The 16,736-nt window shown below is 73.8% G+C and carries 16 protein-coding genes and 1 tRNA gene; 12 read left to right on the plus strand and 5 right to left on the minus strand.

Annotation, left to right across the window (positions count from 1 at the left end):
- Positions 1-100: 100 nt before the first annotated feature.
- The 8 genes from KZX60_RS02340 (at position 101) to ilvA (ending at position 8,887) form a co-directional block, all read left to right on the plus strand.
- Positions 101-859, plus strand: a complete 759-nt coding sequence (locus tag KZX60_RS02340) for a septum formation initiator family protein (RefSeq protein ID WP_248115421.1) — start codon at positions 101-103, stop codon at positions 857-859.
- A gap of 47 nt (positions 860-906) precedes the next feature.
- A complete protein-coding gene (locus KZX60_RS11930) occupies positions 907-2,499 on the plus strand; it encodes a DUF501 domain-containing protein (RefSeq protein WP_282442498.1) in 1,593 nt (530 codons plus the stop codon).
- A 52-nt stretch (positions 2,500-2,551) separates the two neighbouring features.
- Entirely contained in the window at positions 2,552-3,982 is a 1,431-nt protein-coding gene (locus KZX60_RS02355; protein ID WP_248115422.1) for an FAD-dependent oxidoreductase, read from the plus strand.
- An 83-nt stretch (positions 3,983-4,065) separates the two neighbouring features.
- Positions 4,066-4,142: transfer RNA gene (locus KZX60_RS02360), tRNA-Leu, on the plus strand.
- 214 nt (positions 4,143-4,356) lie between these two features.
- The gene (locus KZX60_RS02365) at positions 4,357-5,238 is read left to right on the plus strand and encodes a Bax inhibitor-1/YccA family protein (protein WP_248115423.1); all 882 of its coding nucleotides are present in this window, start codon (positions 4,357-4,359) and stop codon (positions 5,236-5,238) included.
- 135 nt (positions 5,239-5,373) lie between these two features.
- Positions 5,374-6,339 (plus strand): aldose 1-epimerase family protein, encoded by a 966-nt coding sequence (locus KZX60_RS02370; RefSeq protein WP_248115424.1) that lies wholly within the window; start codon positions 5,374-5,376, stop codon positions 6,337-6,339.
- Complete coding sequence (locus tag KZX60_RS02375; protein ID WP_248115425.1) at positions 6,336-7,547, plus strand: AI-2E family transporter; 1,212 nt, start codon at positions 6,336-6,338, stop codon at positions 7,545-7,547. Before KZX60_RS02370 ends, KZX60_RS02375 begins: the two co-directional genes overlap by 4 nt.
- A gap of 62 nt (positions 7,548-7,609) precedes the next feature.
- Positions 7,610-8,887 (plus strand): threonine ammonia-lyase, encoded by a 1,278-nt coding sequence (gene ilvA, locus KZX60_RS02380; protein WP_248115506.1) that lies wholly within the window; start codon positions 7,610-7,612, stop codon positions 8,885-8,887.
- Positions 8,888-8,905: 18 nt separating this feature from the next.
- On the opposite strand, the gene KZX60_RS02385 is transcribed toward ilvA, so the two are convergent.
- From KZX60_RS02385 to KZX60_RS02395, 3 genes are all read right to left on the minus strand, one after another.
- Complete coding sequence (locus tag KZX60_RS02385) at positions 8,906-9,550, minus strand: GPP34 family phosphoprotein (RefSeq protein WP_248115426.1); 645 nt, start codon at positions 9,548-9,550, stop codon at positions 8,906-8,908.
- Positions 9,551-9,645: 95 nt separating this feature from the next.
- A complete protein-coding gene (gene greA / locus KZX60_RS02390) occupies positions 9,646-10,140 on the minus strand; it encodes a transcription elongation factor GreA (RefSeq protein ID WP_248115427.1) in 495 nt (164 codons plus the stop codon).
- Positions 10,141-10,418: 278 nt separating this feature from the next.
- On the minus strand, positions 10,419-10,868 hold the full coding sequence (locus tag KZX60_RS02395) for a DUF4307 domain-containing protein (RefSeq protein ID WP_248115428.1): 450 nt from the start codon (positions 10,866-10,868) through the stop codon (positions 10,419-10,421).
- A 159-nt stretch (positions 10,869-11,027) separates the two neighbouring features.
- On the opposite strand from KZX60_RS02395, the gene mca reads away from it, so the two are divergent.
- Both mca and KZX60_RS02405 read left to right on the plus strand, forming a co-directional pair.
- Positions 11,028-11,948, plus strand: coding sequence for a mycothiol conjugate amidase Mca (gene mca, locus KZX60_RS02400; protein ID WP_248115507.1), 921 nt, complete (start codon positions 11,028-11,030; stop codon positions 11,946-11,948).
- Between the two features lie 27 nt (positions 11,949-11,975).
- A complete protein-coding gene (locus KZX60_RS02405) occupies positions 11,976-12,383 on the plus strand; it encodes a hypothetical protein (protein ID WP_248115429.1) in 408 nt (135 codons plus the stop codon).
- A 42-nt stretch (positions 12,384-12,425) separates the two neighbouring features.
- Here KZX60_RS02405 and KZX60_RS02410 read toward each other — a convergent pair whose 3' ends face one another.
- Positions 12,426-13,145: a hemolysin III family protein gene (locus KZX60_RS02410; protein WP_248115430.1), complete on the minus strand. Its 720-nt coding sequence runs from the start codon at positions 13,143-13,145 to the stop codon at positions 12,426-12,428.
- Between the two features lie 125 nt (positions 13,146-13,270).
- Between KZX60_RS02410 and KZX60_RS02415 the strand changes: the two genes are divergently transcribed.
- The gene (locus tag KZX60_RS02415) at positions 13,271-14,044 is read left to right on the plus strand and encodes an isoprenyl transferase (RefSeq protein ID WP_248115431.1); all 774 of its coding nucleotides are present in this window, start codon (positions 13,271-13,273) and stop codon (positions 14,042-14,044) included.
- 154 nt (positions 14,045-14,198) lie between these two features.
- On the opposite strand, the gene KZX60_RS02420 is transcribed toward KZX60_RS02415, so the two are convergent.
- Positions 14,199-14,900 (minus strand): rhomboid family intramembrane serine protease, encoded by a 702-nt coding sequence (locus KZX60_RS02420; RefSeq protein WP_248115432.1) that lies wholly within the window; start codon positions 14,898-14,900, stop codon positions 14,199-14,201.
- Positions 14,901-15,079: 179 nt separating this feature from the next.
- On the opposite strand from KZX60_RS02420, the gene KZX60_RS02425 reads away from it, so the two are divergent.
- On the plus strand, positions 15,080-16,495 hold the full coding sequence (locus KZX60_RS02425; RefSeq protein ID WP_248115433.1) for a PhoH family protein: 1,416 nt from the start codon (positions 15,080-15,082) through the stop codon (positions 16,493-16,495).
- Positions 16,496-16,736 lie beyond the last annotated feature (241 nt).

The following is a 16,736-nucleotide window of genomic DNA, read 5'->3' on the forward strand; positions in this document are numbered from 1 at the left end:
CGCGGCCGTCGCCGTCCCTCCTCCCAGGCGGGCCGACTACCCTGGAGGCGTCCCCGCGACCGCACCGCACCGGTCCCGCGATCCCCGAAGGAGGCCGCGCATGAGCCCTCGCCGCCCCCGCGTTCCCCGGGTGGACCCCGCGCTCGCGCCGCAGGATCCCGATGCCGCCGCACCCCGCGCGACGCCGGATCCGACCCCGGCCGCCGAGCCCACCCGGCAGGCCCGCCCCGAGCCCACCCGGCAGGCCCGCCCCGAGCCCACCCGGCAGGCCCGCCCCGGGCCGGTCACGCTGCAGGTGGTGACCACCGGCCCCGCGGAGGAAGAGGCGGACGTCGAGGAGTCGGCGCCGTCCTCATCAGCCCCGGCCACGGCGGACGAGGCACCGCCGCGGGCACCGCGTCGCGCGGCGCAGGCCGGTGCGGTCAGCCAGGCCGCCCGTCGTCGTGCTCCGCTGCCCGAGCCGGTCCCCGCCCGCCAGATCACGGGCCGCTCCCTCCTCGTGGTGGCCGCGCTCCTCGTGGCCGCCGTCCTGCTGGCCCCCACCCTGCGCGTGTTCCTGAACCAGCAGCTGGAGATCTCCGCCACGCGAGCGGACATCGCCGAGCGCAAGGAGGAGCAGGCCCGGTACGAGGAGCGCATCCGCCGGTGGGACGACCCCGCCTACGTGGCGCAGCAGGCCCGGGACCGCCTGGACCTCGTGATGCCGGGAGAGACCCTCTACACCGTCTCCGGCCTGCCCGAGGAGGGCGCCACGCCGGCGGAGGACGAGGATCAACCCGCTCCCACCGACGCCGTGAACGCCCGCCTGCCGTGGGCCGAGGGCCTGTGGGACTCGGTGGTCCGCTCCGCCACGGAGTGACCGTCCGCCGCCCGGCCCGCCCCCGCCATCCACTCTTGAAGGACGCCATGACCGACACCTCCCGCCCCGCCGCCTCCGACGCCGCGTCCCGCGCCGTCACCGATGAGGACCGCGACACGCTCTCGCTGCAGCTCGGCCGCCCCGTGCGCGACGTGGTGGAGATCGGCGCGCGCTGCGTGTGCGGCAACCCGCTCGTGGCCACCACGGCCCCGCGGCTGTCCAACGGCATCCCGTTCCCCACCACCTTCTACCTGACGCACCCCGTGCTGACCGCGGCGGTCTCGCGCCTCGAGGCGGACGGGGAGATGGCACGCATGAACGAGAGGCTCGCCACGGACCCGGAGCTCGCCGCCGCGCACCGCGCCGCGCACGAGGCCTACCTCGCCGAGCGGGCCCGCGTGGGCGCCGACGCCGGCACGGGCGAGGTCCCGGAGATCGACGGGATCTCGGCCGGCGGCATGCCGGAGCGCGTGAAGTGCCTGCACGTGCTCGTGGGCCACGCGCTCGCGGCGGGGCCCGGCGTGAACCGCCTGGGCGACGAGGCGCTCGCGCTCGTGGCCGAGTGGTGGACCCCGGACTCCTGCGCGTGCGAGGGCGCGTGGGACGCCGACGCCGCCGTGCCCACCCGCGACCTCTCCCGCCACGTGAAACACCTGGAGCGCGTGGCGGAGCTGGAGCGGATCACCGTGGCCGGCGTCGACTGCGGGACCAACTCGATCCGCCTGCTCATCTCCCGTCCCGCGGAGGGCGCGGACGGCGCCGCCGCCCCGCTCGCCGACGTCGTGCGCGAGATGCGCGTGGTGCGCCTGGGGGAGGGCGTGGACGCGACCGGTGCGTTTGCCGAGGCCGCCCTCGAGCGCACGTTCGCCGCGGTGGACGAGTACGCCCGCCTGGTCCAGCGCCACCACGCCGGCCGCGTGCGCTTCGTGGCCACCTCCGCCAGCCGCGACGTCTCCAACCGGGCCGGGTTCGTGGCCGGGGTGGCCGAGCGCCTGGGGGTGGAGCCCGAGGTGGTCTCGGGCGAGGAGGAGGCGCGGCTCTCCTTCTCCGGCGCGGTCTCCGCCGTGGACGTCGCGGGACTCGGCGCGGAGGACCTGATCCTCGTGGTGGACCTCGGCGGCGGCTCCACCGAGTTCGTGGTGGGCACCGCGGACGGCGCGGTGGTGGACGCCGTGAGCACGGACATGGGCTGCGTGCGCTTCACCGAGCGCTTCCTGCACTCGGACCCGCCGTCGGCGGACGAGGTGGCGGCGGCGCGGGCCGCCGTCGGGGAGATCCTCGACGACGTCGCCGCCCGCCTGCCGCTCGAGCGCGTCGCCCGCGTGGTCGGCGTGGCGGGGACCGTGACCACCGTGACCGCGGAGGCCCTCGGCCTCGAGGAGTACGACGCCGAGCGGATCCACGGCACGCACCTCCCCGTGGAGCGCTTCCGCGCGGCCGCCGAGGCCCTGCTGACGGCCTCGAGGTCCCAGCGTGCCGAGCGCGGCTTCCTGCATCCGGGCCGAACGGACGTGATCGGCGCCGGCTCCCTCATCTGGGCCCAGCTGCTCGAGCGGGTCGCAGCGGTCTCCGGCGTGGCGGAGGCGTGGGCGAGCGAGCACGACATCCTCGACGGGATCGTGCTGTCCCTGCGCTCCTGAAGGGGCCCCGAGGGGCTGAGCCGGCGGCCGGGCTGGGCGTAGGATGGGCACCATGTCACTGACCCCTGAGCTCTCTCCCCAGCCGCGCCTGCTGATCGTCGGCGGCGGCTATGCCGGCTTCCACATCGCCAAGGCCCTGCAGACGAAGGTGAAGGATCGGGGTGGCGTCGTCACCCTGGTGGACCCCCTGCCCTACATGCAGTACCAGCCCTTCCTGCCCGAGATCGTGGGCGGCCACATCGAGGGCCGCCACGCCGTGGTGGACCACCAGACCCACCTCAAGGACACCGAGGTCGTCCGCGGCACCGTCGTGAAGGTGGAGCACGCCCGCAAGGTCGCCACCGTGCGCGGCGAGGACGGCGCCGAGTTCGAGCTCCCCTACCAGGACGTCGTCATGACGGCCGGCGCCACCACGCGCGTCTTCCCGATCCCGGGCCTGGGCGAGAACGGGATCGGCCTGAAGACCGTGGAGGAGGCCGTCGCGCTGCGCAACCAGATCCTGGAGCGCCTCGACGCCGCGTCCCTGTCCACCGACGCCGAGGAGCGCCGACGGGCCCTGACCTTCGTGGTGGTCGGCGGTGGCTTCGCCGGCATCGAGACGGTGGCGGAGATGGAGAACGTCATCCGCACCGCCGTGGAGCGCAACGAGCGTCTCTCCCAGTCCGAGGTCCGCATCGTCCTCGTCGAGGCCATGGGCCGCATCATGCCCGAGGTCTCCGAGGACCAGGCCGAGAACGTGGTGAAGCACCTGCAGGACCGCGGCATCGAGGTCCTCCTGAACACCTCGCTGGGCGATGCGACCGGCCGCGTCATGACGCTGACCGACATGAAGAGCGAGGACAAGGCCGTCAAGGAGAAGTTCCCGGCAGACACCCTCGTGTGGACCGCGGGCGTGGCCGCCAACGGCGTGGCCAAGCAGACCGACTTCCCCGTGGAGCAGCGCGGCCGCATCGAGGTCACCCCCACCCTCCAGGTGAAGGACGGCGAGTCCGGCGTGCTCGAGGGCGCGTGGGGCTGCGGCGACGTGTGCGCCGTGCCCGACCTCACCGGCTCCGGCCCCGGCGGCTTCTGCGTGCCGAACGCCCAGCACGCCGTGCGCCAGGCCAAGCAGCTGGCCGCCAACTACATGGCCGTCCGCCACGGCGAGGGCGAGGTCGCGGAGTACGTGCACAAGTCCCTCGGCGCCGTCGCCGGCCTCGGCTTCCTCAAGGGCGTCGGCAACCCGATGGGCCTGAAGATCAACGGCGTGCCGGCCTGGCTCGCCCACCGCGGCTACCACATCTACGCCATGCCCACCCTGGAGCGCCGCTTCCGCATCGCCTCGGGCTGGATCGCCGAGACCCTCTTCGGCCGTGACTCCACCTCCGTGAGCGGCCAGGACACCCCGTTCAACGCCTTCCGCGCGGCGGCCGGCGTCGAGCTGGAGCCCGTCCGCTTCGAGCAGCGCGAGCGGGACACGGCCCAGGCCGAGCCCGCGATCTGATCCTGCCGACCCGCGGCGGCCCCGTCCGAGGAATCGGGCGGGGCCGCTGCTCGTCCGCGGTGTGCGGGGCCCGCCCCGCCGCCGCCCCCGTGGCCCAACTGGCAGAGGCGGCCGACTTAAAATCGGTGTGTTGCGGGTTCGAGTCCCGCCGGGGGCACCAGGGGTGCCATGCGCTCGGTGCGCCGGCAGGCCCGCCCAGCGCAGGCCCAGGAACTGCGCCCACCGTGAACAGCCGACGGCCGCATGCGGGGGATCGCCGTCGCCCGCAGACGTCCGTGGAGCATCCCGATATACTGGAGCGGATCCTCCGGAGCATGCGCGGCGTCCCCCCGGCGTCCGCGTGACCGGGCCGACCATGACCCAAGGAGCACGCCGTGGCTAACCCGGTGATGAACTCACAGAACTTCCAGCAGCAGATGCATGCCGGCCAGCAGCAGCCGGGGTGGTACCAGGGCGGCACGCAGAGCGCCCAGGCCCCCTACGGCCAGCCGCCGTCGCCCTACGGCCAGGCCCAGGCGTTCGGCGCCGGCCAGGCCGCCCAGCAGCACGCGCACCAGCAGAGCATGGAGGACGCGTTCCGCGGCCCCGCCGCCGGTGCCGAGCACACGGGCCGCATGACCTACAACGACATCATCGGCAAGACCGGCCTCATGCTGATCCTCGTGATCGTGGGCGCGGCGGTCGGCTGGGCCCTGCCCGCGCTCATGGCGATCGGCGCGATCGTGGGCCTCGTCCTCGGCCTGGTCAACTCGTTCAAGAAGAACCCCTCGCCGGCCCTGATCATGCTCTACGCGCTCGCCGAGGGCCTGTTCATCGGCGGCATCTCGCGGGTGTTCGAGAGCAGCTACCCGGGCATCGTGGTGCAGGCCGTGCTCGGCACGTTCTCCGTGTTCGCCGTGATGCTCGCGCTCTACACCTCGGGCAAGTTCCGCCCCACGCCGAAGATGACCAAGATCGTCATGGCCGCCATGCTCGGCTACCTCCTCTTCTCCCTGATCAACATGGTCCTGACCTGGACCGGTGTGCTCGAGGGCTTCGGCATGCGTGAGGGCCCCCTCGGCCTGCTGATCGGCGCCGTGGCCGTGCTCCTCGCCGCGTACTCCCTCACCATGGACTTCGAGATGGGTGCGGAGGGCGTGAAGGCCGGAGCTCCGCAGAAGTACTCCTGGACCGTGGCCTTCGGCCTGACGGTCACGCTCGTGTGGCTGTACGTGGAGATCCTTCGCCTCCTGGCGATCTTCCGCAACAACGACTGACCCGGCGCCGGGCGGCCTCCCGCCCCCCGCCGGCTCCCGCAGGCCGCCCCGTCCCTCACCGGACGGGGTGGCCTGCGTGCTGAACGCGTAGATTGGGCATGATCGCCCCCGCCCCCTCACTGCTCAGGAGCTCGTGTGACCCCCTCTGAGACGCCTCCGGCCGCCTTCGGCGCGGCCGCGGCCGGCGGCACCCAGTACCGCCTCGAGCGGGCGGGCGCCGAGGCCGTCGTCGTCGGCCTGGCCGGCGCGCTGCGCACGTACCGCGTGCACGGGGTGGACCTCACGGAGCCCTACGGCGAGGACGTGATCCCGCCCGCCGGCAACGGCATCCAGATGAGTCCGTGGCCCAACCGCGTGGCCGCCGGCCGCTGGAGCCTGGGCGGGGTCGAGCAGCAGCTGGACATCACCGAGCCGGCCCGCGGCCACGCGATCCACGGGCTGCTGCGGAACACGCAGTTCGTGCCCGAGCAGGTCTCCGCGCACGAGGTGCGCCTGCGCGCGGAGGTGCACCCGCAGCACGGCTGGCCCTTCCGCCTCACGCACCGCGTCGCGTACGCGCTCGGCGACGACGGCGCCCTCACGGTCACCATGGAGCTGGAGAACCACGCGGCCGCCGCCGCGCCCGTCGCGTTCGGAGCGCACCCCTACCTGCGCGTCGGGGACGTGCCGACCCAGGACCTCACGCTCACCGTCCCCGCCGCGGCCTGGATCCGCACGGGGGAGGACCTGATCCCCGTGGAGACCCTGTCCGTGGAGGGCACGGACCGCGACTTCCGCGCCGGACGCGCCGTGGGCACGGCCGGCCTCGACGTCGGCCTCACGCAGCTGCGGGCCGACGACGACGGACGCCACCGCCAGACCCTCCGCGCCCCGGACGGCCGGTCCGTGACCCTGTGGACCGATCCGGCCTTCGCCTGGACCCACGTGTTCGTGACCGACCGGCTCCCGGGCCGGGAGACCGCCCTCGCCGTGGAGCCGCTCACGGCCCCCGCGGACGCCCTGAACTCGGGTGAGGGCCTGCACCGCCTCGCCCCCGGCGCCCGCTGGTCCGCCCAGTGGGGCCTCATTCCGTCCATCGCACCCGAGGAGACCGACGCATGAGCTCCACGCTCTCCGCGCAGACCAAGATCAACAAGGACGTGCCCTACGGGCTGACGGTGGCCGCGGCGTGGTCGTGGCGCATCGTGGCGATCATCGTGGGCCTCGCCGTCGTGTGGCACCTGGCGAGCTTCGTCAGCCTGATCATCATCCCGCTGCTCGTGGCCGCCCTGCTCGCCACGCTGCTCGCCCCGGTCTACGAGGCACTGCGCAAGGGCGGGGTCACCAAGGTCCTCGCGTCGCTCCTGTGCGTGCTGCTGCTGATCCTCGTGGTGGTCGGGCTCGCCGCGCTGGCGGGCCAGCAGGTCGTCCAGGGGTTCGCCGACCTGAGCGAGAGGCTCGGCCAGGCCGTGGACGGCGCCGTCGCCTGGCTGGGCACCATGGGCGTGAACACGCAGATCAGCTCGGAGAGCCTGGACAGCATGTGGCAGACGATCCGGGACCACTCGGGCGCGGTCATGGACAGCGCGCTGAGCTTCGGCACCACCGCGGCCAACATCGGCACCGGCGTCTTCATCGCCCTGTTCACCCTGATCTTCTTCCTCTACGACGGCGACCGCATCTGGCGCTTCCTGCTGCTCTTCGTGCCCAAGGCGCATCGCCACACCGCCGACCGCGCGGGCCGCTCCGGCTGGCGCTCCCTCGGCTCCTACGTGCGCGTGCAGATCCTGGTGGCCTTCATCGACGCCGTGGGCATCGGCCTGGGCGCGCTGCTCCTCGGGGTGCCGCTGCCCATTCCGCTCGCGGTGCTCGTCTTCCTGGCCTCCTTCATCCCCATGGTCGGCGCCGTGGTCAGCGGCGGCCTGGCCGTGCTCCTGGCCCTCATGGCCAACGGGCCGGTCAACGCGCTGCTCATGCTCGGCGTGGTCATCCTCGTGCAGCAGCTGGAGTCGAACGTCCTCCAGCCGCTCGTGATGGGCAAGGCGGTCGCGCTGCATCCGCTCGCCGTCTTCCTCGCCGTGGCCACCGGCTCCACCGTGATGGGCCTCGTGGGCGCCGTCTTCTCCGTGCCGCTGCTCGCGTTCGTGAACTCGTTCATCCGAGGGCTCAGCGTCGAGGAGCCGGAGTCCCTCACCTCCCGTTCCGACGCACACCTCGACCCGGCAGCGTCCGTGGACGCCGCGGGATCGCACAGGCACGTCCCCGACGACCACCAGGACCCCGCCCTGGCCTCCCAGGAGGAGGCCGCCACGCACACGGACCGCGCGTGAGCGCCGCACAGGGAGAAGGGGACGTCGGCCACGTGGCCGGATCCGACGTCGGGGTGCGCTGGGTGCGCCCCGCGCCGCGGGACCCCGCGGCAGATCCGGGCCGTGCCCTGCCCGTGACCCTGGCCGACGTCGAGCGGGCCCGGGAGGTGCTCGCCGACGTCGCCGAGGTGACCCCGCTGCAGCACGCGCGTCCGCTCAGCCGGGAGGCGGGCACCCCGGTGCACCTCAAATGCGAGAACCTGCAGCGCGCAGGATCGTTCAAGGTGCGCGGCGCGTACGTGCGCATGGCCGCGCTCTCCCCCGAGGAGCGGGCGCGCGGCGTGGTGGCCGCCTCCGCCGGCAACCACGCGCAGGGCGTGGCCTCGGCGGCGGCGCGGCTCGGCATCCGTGCGCGGATCGTGATGCCCCGCGGCGTCGCCCTGCCGAAGCTGCAGGCCACGCGGGAGCACGGCGCCGAGGTCGTGCTGCACGGGTCCACCGTGGACGAGGCGCTCGCGGAGGCCCAGCGGCACGCCGACGAGACGGGCGCGGTGTTCATCCACCCGTTCGACAGCGCCGACGTGGTGGCCGGCCAGGGGACCGTGGGCCTCGAGATCCTGGATGCCCTGCCCGAGGTGGACACCGTCATCGTGGGCATCGGCGGTGGCGGGCTGATCTCCGGCGTCGCCGTCGCCATGAAGGAGAGGGCCCGCCTCTCCGGGCGCGAGGTCCGCGTGGTGGGGGTGCAGGCGGCGGGCGCGGCGGCCTATCCGCCCTCGCTCGCCGAGGGTCGCGCGCAGGCCCTCGAGCACACCTCCACCATCGCGGACGGGATCGCGGTGGGCCGGCCCGGCGCCGTGCCGTTCGCGATCGTCTCCGCGCTCGTGGACGCAGTGGTCACCGTGACCGACGACGAGATCGCCGCGGCCCTCGTGCACCTGCTGGAGCGCTCCAAGCTCGTGGTGGAGCCGGCGGGCGCGGTGGGGGTGGCGGCGCTGCTCTCCGGGCGCGTCGCGGACCTGGGCTTCGAGCTCGGCACCACCGCGGTGGTGCTCTCCGGCGGGAACATCGACCCCATGCTGCTGCTGAAGTCCATCCAGTCCGGCCTCTCGGCCGCGGGCCGCTACATGACCGTGCGGATCCCGCTGCGGGACCGGCCGGGCGAGCTCGCGACGATCTCCCGGATCATCGCGGAGGAGGAGGTCAACGTGGTGCGCGTGGACCACACGCGCGTGGGCCCGCAGCTCTCCCTGGGCGGGGTGCACATCACGATCGACATGGAGACGCGCGGCCATGAGCACTCCCTCGCGGTGCTCGAGGCGCTGCGGTCCGCCGGCTACAGCCCTCGGCAGCACCTCTGAGAGGCGCCGCCCGGCGCGTCAGTCGGACGTGACCCCGGCCGCGGTGGCCGCGATCGCGCCGCCGCGCCCGGCCACCGCCGCCCGCACGGCCTGCACCAGCAGGTCGGAGCGGGTGAGGGCCTCGATGCGGCGGGTGAACTCGCGGCGGTCGTAGCGCTCGTGCGCGCCGGGCAGCAGACGGCGGGCGAGGTTGAGGTGCTGGAGGATTCCGAGGAGCAGGACGTCCTCGGCGGTGGGATCGGCCTCGTCCAGCACGACGGCGGTGAGGTGGGACGTGAGGCCGTCCTTGACGGAGGTGGTCACCGGCACGCGGCGGGTGGTGAGGAAGGCCTTGTGCTCCTCGAGCTCCCCGGTCTCCACGAGGTGCGCCGCCACGGGCTTGAGCGCCGCCGGCCTGCCCTTGGCGACCACCGCGGACACCTTCTCGCCGGAGAGCGCGTCCACGCCCGGGAGCAGCCCGTCCAGCACGGGGTCGCCCGCCGTGCCGCCGGCCACCACCCACAGCCGGGCGGACGCCACGGGGGCGTCCTCCACCCGCACCATGCCCGCCTCGCGCAGGTCCGCGAGCGCGGCGGCGGACAGGGCGATCCCGTGGTGGGCAGGGGACTCGGAGCGGCCGTCGGCGCGGGTGAGGAGCAGGTGGGTCTTCTCGGCGGTGAGCATGGCCACAGCGTAGCAACGCCGGGGGACGCACGACGGCGGCCGGTGCGCCCGCTCTCGGGTGCTCCGGCCGCCGTCGCGCGTGCCCGGGGGAGGGGTCAGCCCTTGTACGGCTGGACGTCCTTGACCTCGACCTTGATCTCCTTGCCGTTCGGCGCGGTGTAGGTGACCTTGTGGCCCTTCGTGGCGCCGTTGATGGCCTCGCCGAGCGGGGAGCGCTCGGAGTAGACCTCGAGGGACTCGTCGTCGGCCGCGATCTCGCGGTTGCCGAAGAGGAACGTCATCTCGTCGCCGGCGACGACGGCGGTCACCACGGTGCCCGGGTGCACGGCGCCGTCGTTCTCGGCGGCCTCGCCCACGCGGGCGGTCTCGAGGAGGTGCTTGAGCTCGGCGATGCGGCCCTCGTTCTTGGACTGCTCCTCGCGGGCGGCGTGGTAGCCGCCGTTCTCCTTGAGGTCGCCTTCGTCGCGGGCCGCCTCGATGCGCTCGATGATCTCCTGGCGCCCGGGGCCGGAGATGTGCTCGAGCTCCTTGGACAGGCGATCGAACGCCTCCTGGGTCAGCCACGGGGCGTCGGACTGGTTCGTCGTCATGCTGGCCGCCTTTCTCGTCGTCATGGGGATGGGTGGGCGTGGTCGGCGCGGACGGGGGTCCGGGGCCGGCCTGCGCCCACATGCGAAGAACCCCGCCGTCCAGGTGACCGCGGGATCCTGGAGGGATCCGCAGGCGCCTGCCTGACCGGCGGGGCGGGAAACTCGGGCCAGTCTACGTCAGCGGCGGGCGTCACACCAAGGTCCACGGGTGCGCGGCGGGAGGACGGTGATCGTCCGCCGGCCGGTCGGGGGCGCGTCAGCGACTGGTCAGGGGCGCGTCAGACGGCGCGGCACGTGTCCACGACCCCGGTCACGCCCCGGCCGACCGTGCGGACGTCCACGGTGTAGGACCAGGTGGAGTCGGAGGGCCGCGTCCGCTCGTCGGCGGGGAGCGATGCGGGCCGCACGGTCCGGAAGCCCACCGGGGCGGCCTGGGCGTCCATCACCACGATGTCGCACTCGGCGGTGACGTCCTCCGGGACGCTCACCTGGAACGTGACGCGCGCGAGGGAGTCGTCCACGATCTCGTAGCCGATCTCCTTGGACTCGATCCGCCCCACCGAGACGCTCAGGCCGATCACGATCGCCAGGGCCACGGCGGAGAGGAACGCGACGACACCCAGGGCGATCCAGGCGCGTCGGCGGCCCGGGCGCGACTGGTCCGTCCCGTAGCGGTTGGCTAGGGTGGGCTCCTGCGCGTGAGCGGCGTGCGGGGTGGCGGAGGACATCGCCGCCCAGCCTATCCTGCACGGTCCGTGCGGCGCCGCTGAGCCGCTCCCCTGCACCCCCTCCGCCCCGTCGAAAGCGAGCCACCGACCGTGAACGCGCAGCCCTCCGCCACCACCGATCCGGCCGCGCGGGTGCCGGCCTCGCAGGGTCTGCGCCTCATGGCCGTGCACGCCCACCCGGACGACGAGTCCTCGAAGGGCGCGGCCATGATGGCCGCCTACGTGGAGGCCGGCGCCGAGGTGATGGTGGTGACCTGCACGGGCGGCGAGGCCGGCGACCTGCTGAACCCGCAGTACGAGGACGCCGTGCGCACGGACCGGGACATCGCCGCGGTGCGCCGGGACGAGATGGCCGAGGCCGTGGCCGCGCTCGGCATCCGGCACGAGTGGCTGGGCTTCCTCGACTCCGGCCTGCCCGAGGGCGACCCGCTGCCGGCCCTGCCGTCGAACTGCTTCGCCGTGACGCCGCTGCGCACCGCCGCCGCCCCGCTGGTGTCCCTCGTGCGGAGCTTCCGGCCGCACGTGCTGATCGCGTACGACGAGGAGGGCGGCTACCCGCACCCGGACCACATCCAGGCGCACCACGTGACGGTCGAGGCCTACCGCGCCGCCGGCGATCCGGCGGCGTACCCCGAGACCGGCCCCGCGTGGGAGGTCTCGAAGCTGTACTACGACCGCGCGTTCAACCCGGAGAGGTACCGCACGCTCCACGAGGCGTTCGTGGCGGCCGGGGACGAGTCCCCCTTCGGCCAGCGGATGTCCTTCTACGCACAGATGGAGGCCATGCGGGAGGTGCTGCGTCGTCGGGAGGCCGGGGAGGACGTCCCGGACCCGGAGCACGTGCCCGCGTGGGTGATGCCGGACCACCCCGTGACCACGCAGGTCCCCGTGGCCGACTACCTCGAGCACCGGGACGCCGCCCTGCGCGCGCACCGCACCCAGGTGGACCCGGACGGCCCGTTCTTCGCCGCCCCGAACGAGATGCTGCGGGCCGCGTGGCCGTGGGAGGACTACTGCCTCGTGGACTCCCGCGTGCCCACCCAGCTGCCGGAGGACGACGTCTTCGCCGGGCTGCGCTGAGCCGGCCGGCCGGTAGAGTGGGCGGTCGTGATCACCCTGTCTGGCCTGTCCCTCGCCCTCTCCGCCGCCGCGGCGGCCGCGAGCACGGCGCCCCTGCCGGCCGCGCCCGAGCCCACCCTGCGTCCCGGCCTCGAGGAGGCGGACGTGACCCCGGGCATCGAGGGGTTCCTGTTCACCGCCCTCATGGTGGCCATGGCCGTCATCGTGCTGCGGCTCATGGTCCGCTCCGTGCGCCGCGTGCAGCAGCGCTCCCCGCAGGCCGAGGCCATGCTCGTGGACCGGCACCAGCGGCACCTCCCGGAGGAGGTCCGGGAGGGCGGCGAGCACCTGGACGCCGACGCCGAGGACCGCCTCGAGCGCCTCCGCGCCAAGTACCCCGGCTACCTCGCCGAGCCCACCCCGGAGCCGAAGGCGCCGGACACCGGACGCCCCTGACCCACGCGTCGTCCCCCAGGACGCGGGAGCCGCCGTCGCCGCTCAGCGCGCGGCCAGGACCACCATCATGATGGCCACGAAGTGGCACACGAACCCGCCCACCGTGAACACGTGGAAGAGCTCGTGGAAGCCGAACCACTCACGGTGGATCGTGGGCGCCTTCAGGGCGTAGAACACGGCCCCCACGATGTACGCCGCGCCGCCGGCGCACACGAGGACGGCGGCGGGCACGCTCGCGGCGAAGAAGTCGCCGATGAACAGCAGCGCCGCCAGGCCCAGGAGCACGTACACGGGCGTGTACAGCCAGCGCGGCGCGTCCGTCCACACGACGCGGAACGCGACGCCGGCCACCGCGCCCACCCACACGAGCGTGAGCAGCAGCCGGGCCGTGTCCGGCGGCAGCATCGCCAGCGCGAGCGGCGTGTACGTCCCGGAGATCACGAGCATGATGTTCGTGTGGTCCAGCCGCTTGAGCACGCGGGAGACCGTCTCGTTCCACTGGATGAGGTGGTAGGTGGCCGAGACGCCGAACAGCAGCAGCCCGGTGATCACGTAGACCACGCACGCGGCGCGCAGGTGCGGCGGCGCCAGGGCGATCAGCACGATGCCCGCCACGAGCACGAGCGGGGCCATCACCGCGTGCACCCAGCCGCGCAGCCGCGGCTTGTACAGGGGGTGCTCGGGGTCGCGGACCCGTTCGATCCGCCAGCGCGGGGGTCGGGGCCGGGTGGTGGCGTCCGTGCGGGGCGTCGCGTCGTCCATGCCCTCCATCTTCCTCCTCTGCCGGTGGTGCCGCCTCCAGGGACCTCCGAGGCGGACGCACGTATCCTGAGACCTCCGGAACCTGCCGCCCGGCCCCTCGGCCGGCCGTGAAAGCGAGGTGCGCCGTGCGCCAGCCCGACGTCTTCTACCGCCTGTACGAGCGGCGACTGGCCCGCGGCCTGGACGCGGAGCGCCTCCCGCACCACGTGGGCGTGCTCGTGGACGGCAACCGCCGCTGGGCCCGCGCGTTCGGCGCCAGCACGCAGGAGGGGCACCAGGCCGGTGCGGAGCGGATCCTGGACTTCATCGGGTGGTGCGACGACGTCGGGGTGCCCGTGGTGACCCTGTACATGCTCTCCACCGAGAACCTCAGCCGCCCCGAGGAGGAGCTCGCGCCCCTGCTGGAGATCATCATGTCCACCGCCGAGCGCCTCGCCGAGCCGACCGAGGGCCGGCGGCCCGTGCGCGTGCAGCCGGTGGGCGCCGTGGACCTGCTCCCGCCCGGCATGGCCCGGCGGCTGCGCGCCCTCGCGGAGCGCACGCAGGGGCACGACGGGGTGCACGTGAACGTGGCGGTGGGCTACGGGGGCCGGCTCGAGATCGTGGACGCGGTGCGCGAGCTGCTGCGCGAGGCCGACGCCGAGGGCCGCTCTGCCGCGGACGTGGCCGCCGAGCTGACGGTGGACAAGATCTCCTCGCGCCTCTACACCCGCGGCCAGCCGGACCCGGACCTGGTGATCCGCACCTCGGGTGAGCAGCGGCTCTCCGGCTTCCTCACGTGGCAGTCCGCGTACTCGGAGTTCTACTTCTGCGAGGCCATGTGGCCCGCGTTCCGCCGCGTGGACTTCCTGCGTGCCCTGCGCGACTACGGCTCGCGGCAGCGTCGCTTCGGCGCCTGAGGCGCGGCGCATCGGCCACGGTGCTGGGCACCGGACCGCTGTGCCGGGCACAGTACCGCTTTGCCGGTCACCTCACCGCTGTGCTGGGCGCAGTACTGCCAAGTAAGCGGCGACCTACTTGGCAGTACTGCGCCCAGCGGGCGGGGGTGCTGCCTCAGAACCAGCGCTGCTCCGGGGCGGAGGCGAGGGCGGCGTCGTCGCGGGAGGCACGCCGCTCCAGGGCGCGGGCGGCGCGGTCCCGGCGGCCCCACCACAGCGCCAGCAGCACCCCGACGACGGCGCCGGCCAGGTGCCCCGTCCAGGACAGGCCCGGCTGGGGCAGCAGGCCGAGGAGCGAGGAGCCCAGGTGGGTGACCGCCACGACCACGGAGACCACGACGGCCAGGGCGCGCCGGGCCACGATGCCGTAGACGAGCAGGAACGCGATGAGCGCGTAGACGATGCCCGAGGCGCCGATGTGCACCCCCGGCGTGCCGATGAGCCAGGTGAGCAGGCCCGAGCCGAGCCACGAGGCGGCCAGGAGCGCGACCGGGCGGCGGGAGACGAGCGCGGCCACCGGGCCGAGGACGATCAGCGCCGTGGTGTTGCCGATCAGGTGGCCCCAGCCGGCATGGAGGATCGGGGAGAAGAGCACGCCGTCCAGGCCCGCCAGGTGGCGCGGGATCAGCCCGGCGCCGGGGATGATCAGGCGGCCGCCCACGATCAGCACGAGCTGGGCGATCCACATGAGGACGATCAGCACGGCGGTGGGGGCGGCGGCGCGCAGCAGGCCGGCACTGGCGCGGTCGGCGCGGGAGGCGAGGCCGGCGCCGCGGGAGGACTCGGGGGACGCGAGGGGGCCGGGGGTGCTGCGCATGGGGGCTCCTGACGGAGGACGGGGTGGGCTGGGCCCCAGTCTAGGAAGCCGACCCGGCCGGTGCCCGGATTCTTCATCCAGGGTTCACCCTCGGCGTCGCCCGCGTTCCCCGCGCGGACCTAGCGTGAGCCGCAGGCGGGCGCCGCCCGCCCTTCACCCCGGCACAGGAGGCACGCAGCATGGAGCAGCAGGCGCAGACCGCGGAGACGGGCACCCGGAGCCCGCGGGGGGACAGGGCGAGCGTGGGGGAGCGCTCCTATGTGGTGGACACCTCGGTGCTCCTCTCGGATCCGCGGGCGCTGCTGCGCTTCGCCGAGCATGAGGTGATCCTGCCGCTCGTGGTGATCTCCGAGCTCGAGGCCAAGCGTGCCGATCCGGACCTGGGCTACTTCGCGCGCACTGCGCTGCGCATCCTCGACGACCTGCGCACGCGCCACGGCGCCCTGGACCGCGACGTCCCGCTCACGCCCGAGGGCGGGACCCTGCGGGTTGAGCTGAACCACGTCTCCACGGACGTCCTGCCGTTCGGCATCCGCGGGACGGACAACGACTCGCGCATCCTCGCCGTCGCGAAGGCCTTCGCGGACGAGGGGCGGGAGGTGACCGTGGTGTCCAAGGACCTGCCGATGCGCGTGAAGGCCGCGGCCATGGGCCTGTCCGCGGACGAGTACCGCCACGAGCTCGTGCGGGACTCGGGCTGGCGCGGCACCGTGGCCCTGCCGCTGGACGAGGAGCGGCTCGACACGCTGTACGAGGAGGGCGTGGTCTCCCTCGAGGGCGTGCCGCTCCCGGACCTGCGCGGCACGGGTGTGGAGGAGCGCCCGGGGCAGGAGCAGCCGGGCGCCGAGAGCCTCCCGGTGAACACGGGGCTGGTGCTCTCCTCGACGCGCGGCTCCGCACTCGCCCGCGTGGTCGACGGCGGTCGGGCGCGTCTGGTGCGCGGGGACAAGGACGTGTTCGGACTGCACGGCCGCTCGGCGGAGCAGCGCCTGGCCATCGACCTGCTGATGGACTCCAGCGTCGGGATCGTCTCGCTGGGTGGCCGCGCGGGCACGGGCAAGTCGGCCCTCGCGCTGTGCGCAGGCCTGGAGGCCGTCATGGAGCGCCGGGAGCACCGCAAGGTCGTGGTGTTCCGGCCGCTGTACGCCGTGGGCGGCCAGGAGCTCGGCTACCTGCCCGGCGGAGAGGGCGAGAAGATGGGCCCGTGGGCGCAGGCGGTGTTCGACACCCTCTCCGCGCTCGTCTCCCCGTCCGTGATCGATGAGGTGACGGACCGCGGGATGCTCGAGATCCTGCCGCTCACCCACATCCGCGGCCGTTCCCTGCACGACGCGTGGGTGATCGTGGACGAGGCGCAGTCATTGGAGCGCAACGTGCTGCTGACCGTGCTGAGCCGCATGGGCAGGAACTCCAAGGTGGTGCTCACCCACGACGTCGGCCAGCGGGACAACCTGCGCGTGGGCCGGCACGATGGGATCGCGGCCGTGGTGGAGACCCTGAAGGGGCACCCGCTGTTCGGGCACGTCACCCTCACCCGATCCGAGCGCTCGCCGATCGCGGCGCTGGTGACCGAGCTGCTCGAGGAGGAGCGCTGAGCGGGAGGCCGCGCCGGAGATGACAGAGGGGCCGCTGCACAAGGCAGCGGCCCCAACGGCGGGGGTGCTCGGCCCCGCGGAGGGGGGATTGGGGACCGAGGAAGCCCGCCACCATGGCCCCTCAAAAACGGGATCGGGGCCATGGAGTCTCAGGAATGATCCGACCCTGGGGCCTGACCATCACTGAACTGTAGCCCCACTCTTGCGGGGGACGCAACGTTGTGTTCCGTATGTGAGAGAG

The sequence above is a fragment of the Micrococcus sp. EYE_212 genome (genome assembly GCF_023147585.1).
Classification (GTDB): Bacteria; Actinomycetota; Actinomycetes; order Actinomycetales; family Micrococcaceae; genus Micrococcus.

Excerpts from the sequence above, each read along its gene's own strand:
- KZX60_RS02340 (WP_248115421.1), top strand. The coding sequence starts at position 101 with ATGAGCCCTCGCCGCCCCCGCGTTCCCCGGGTGGACCCCGCGCTCGCG.
- KZX60_RS11930 (WP_282442498.1), top strand. The coding sequence starts at position 907 with ATGACCGACACCTCCCGCCCCGCCGCCTCCGACGCCGCGTCCCGCGCC.
- KZX60_RS02355 (WP_248115422.1), top strand. The coding sequence starts at position 2,552 with ATGTCACTGACCCCTGAGCTCTCTCCCCAGCCGCGCCTGCTGATCGTC.
- KZX60_RS02375 (WP_248115425.1), top strand. The coding sequence starts at position 6,336 with ATGAGCTCCACGCTCTCCGCGCAGACCAAGATCAACAAGGACGTGCCC.
- KZX60_RS02385 (WP_248115426.1), bottom strand. The coding sequence starts at position 9,550 with ATGCTCACCGCCGAGAAGACCCACCTGCTCCTCACCCGCGCCGACGGC.
- greA (WP_248115427.1), bottom strand. The coding sequence starts at position 10,140 with ATGACGACGAACCAGTCCGACGCCCCGTGGCTGACCCAGGAGGCGTTC.
- KZX60_RS02395 (WP_248115428.1), bottom strand. The coding sequence starts at position 10,868 with ATGTCCTCCGCCACCCCGCACGCCGCTCACGCGCAGGAGCCCACCCTA.
- mca (WP_248115507.1), top strand. The coding sequence starts at position 11,028 with ATGGCCGTGCACGCCCACCCGGACGACGAGTCCTCGAAGGGCGCGGCC.
- KZX60_RS02410 (WP_248115430.1), bottom strand. The coding sequence starts at position 13,145 with ATGGACGACGCGACGCCCCGCACGGACGCCACCACCCGGCCCCGACCC.
- KZX60_RS02420 (WP_248115432.1), bottom strand. The coding sequence starts at position 14,900 with ATGCGCAGCACCCCCGGCCCCCTCGCGTCCCCCGAGTCCTCCCGCGGC.
- KZX60_RS02425 (WP_248115433.1), top strand. The coding sequence starts at position 15,080 with ATGGAGCAGCAGGCGCAGACCGCGGAGACGGGCACCCGGAGCCCGCGG.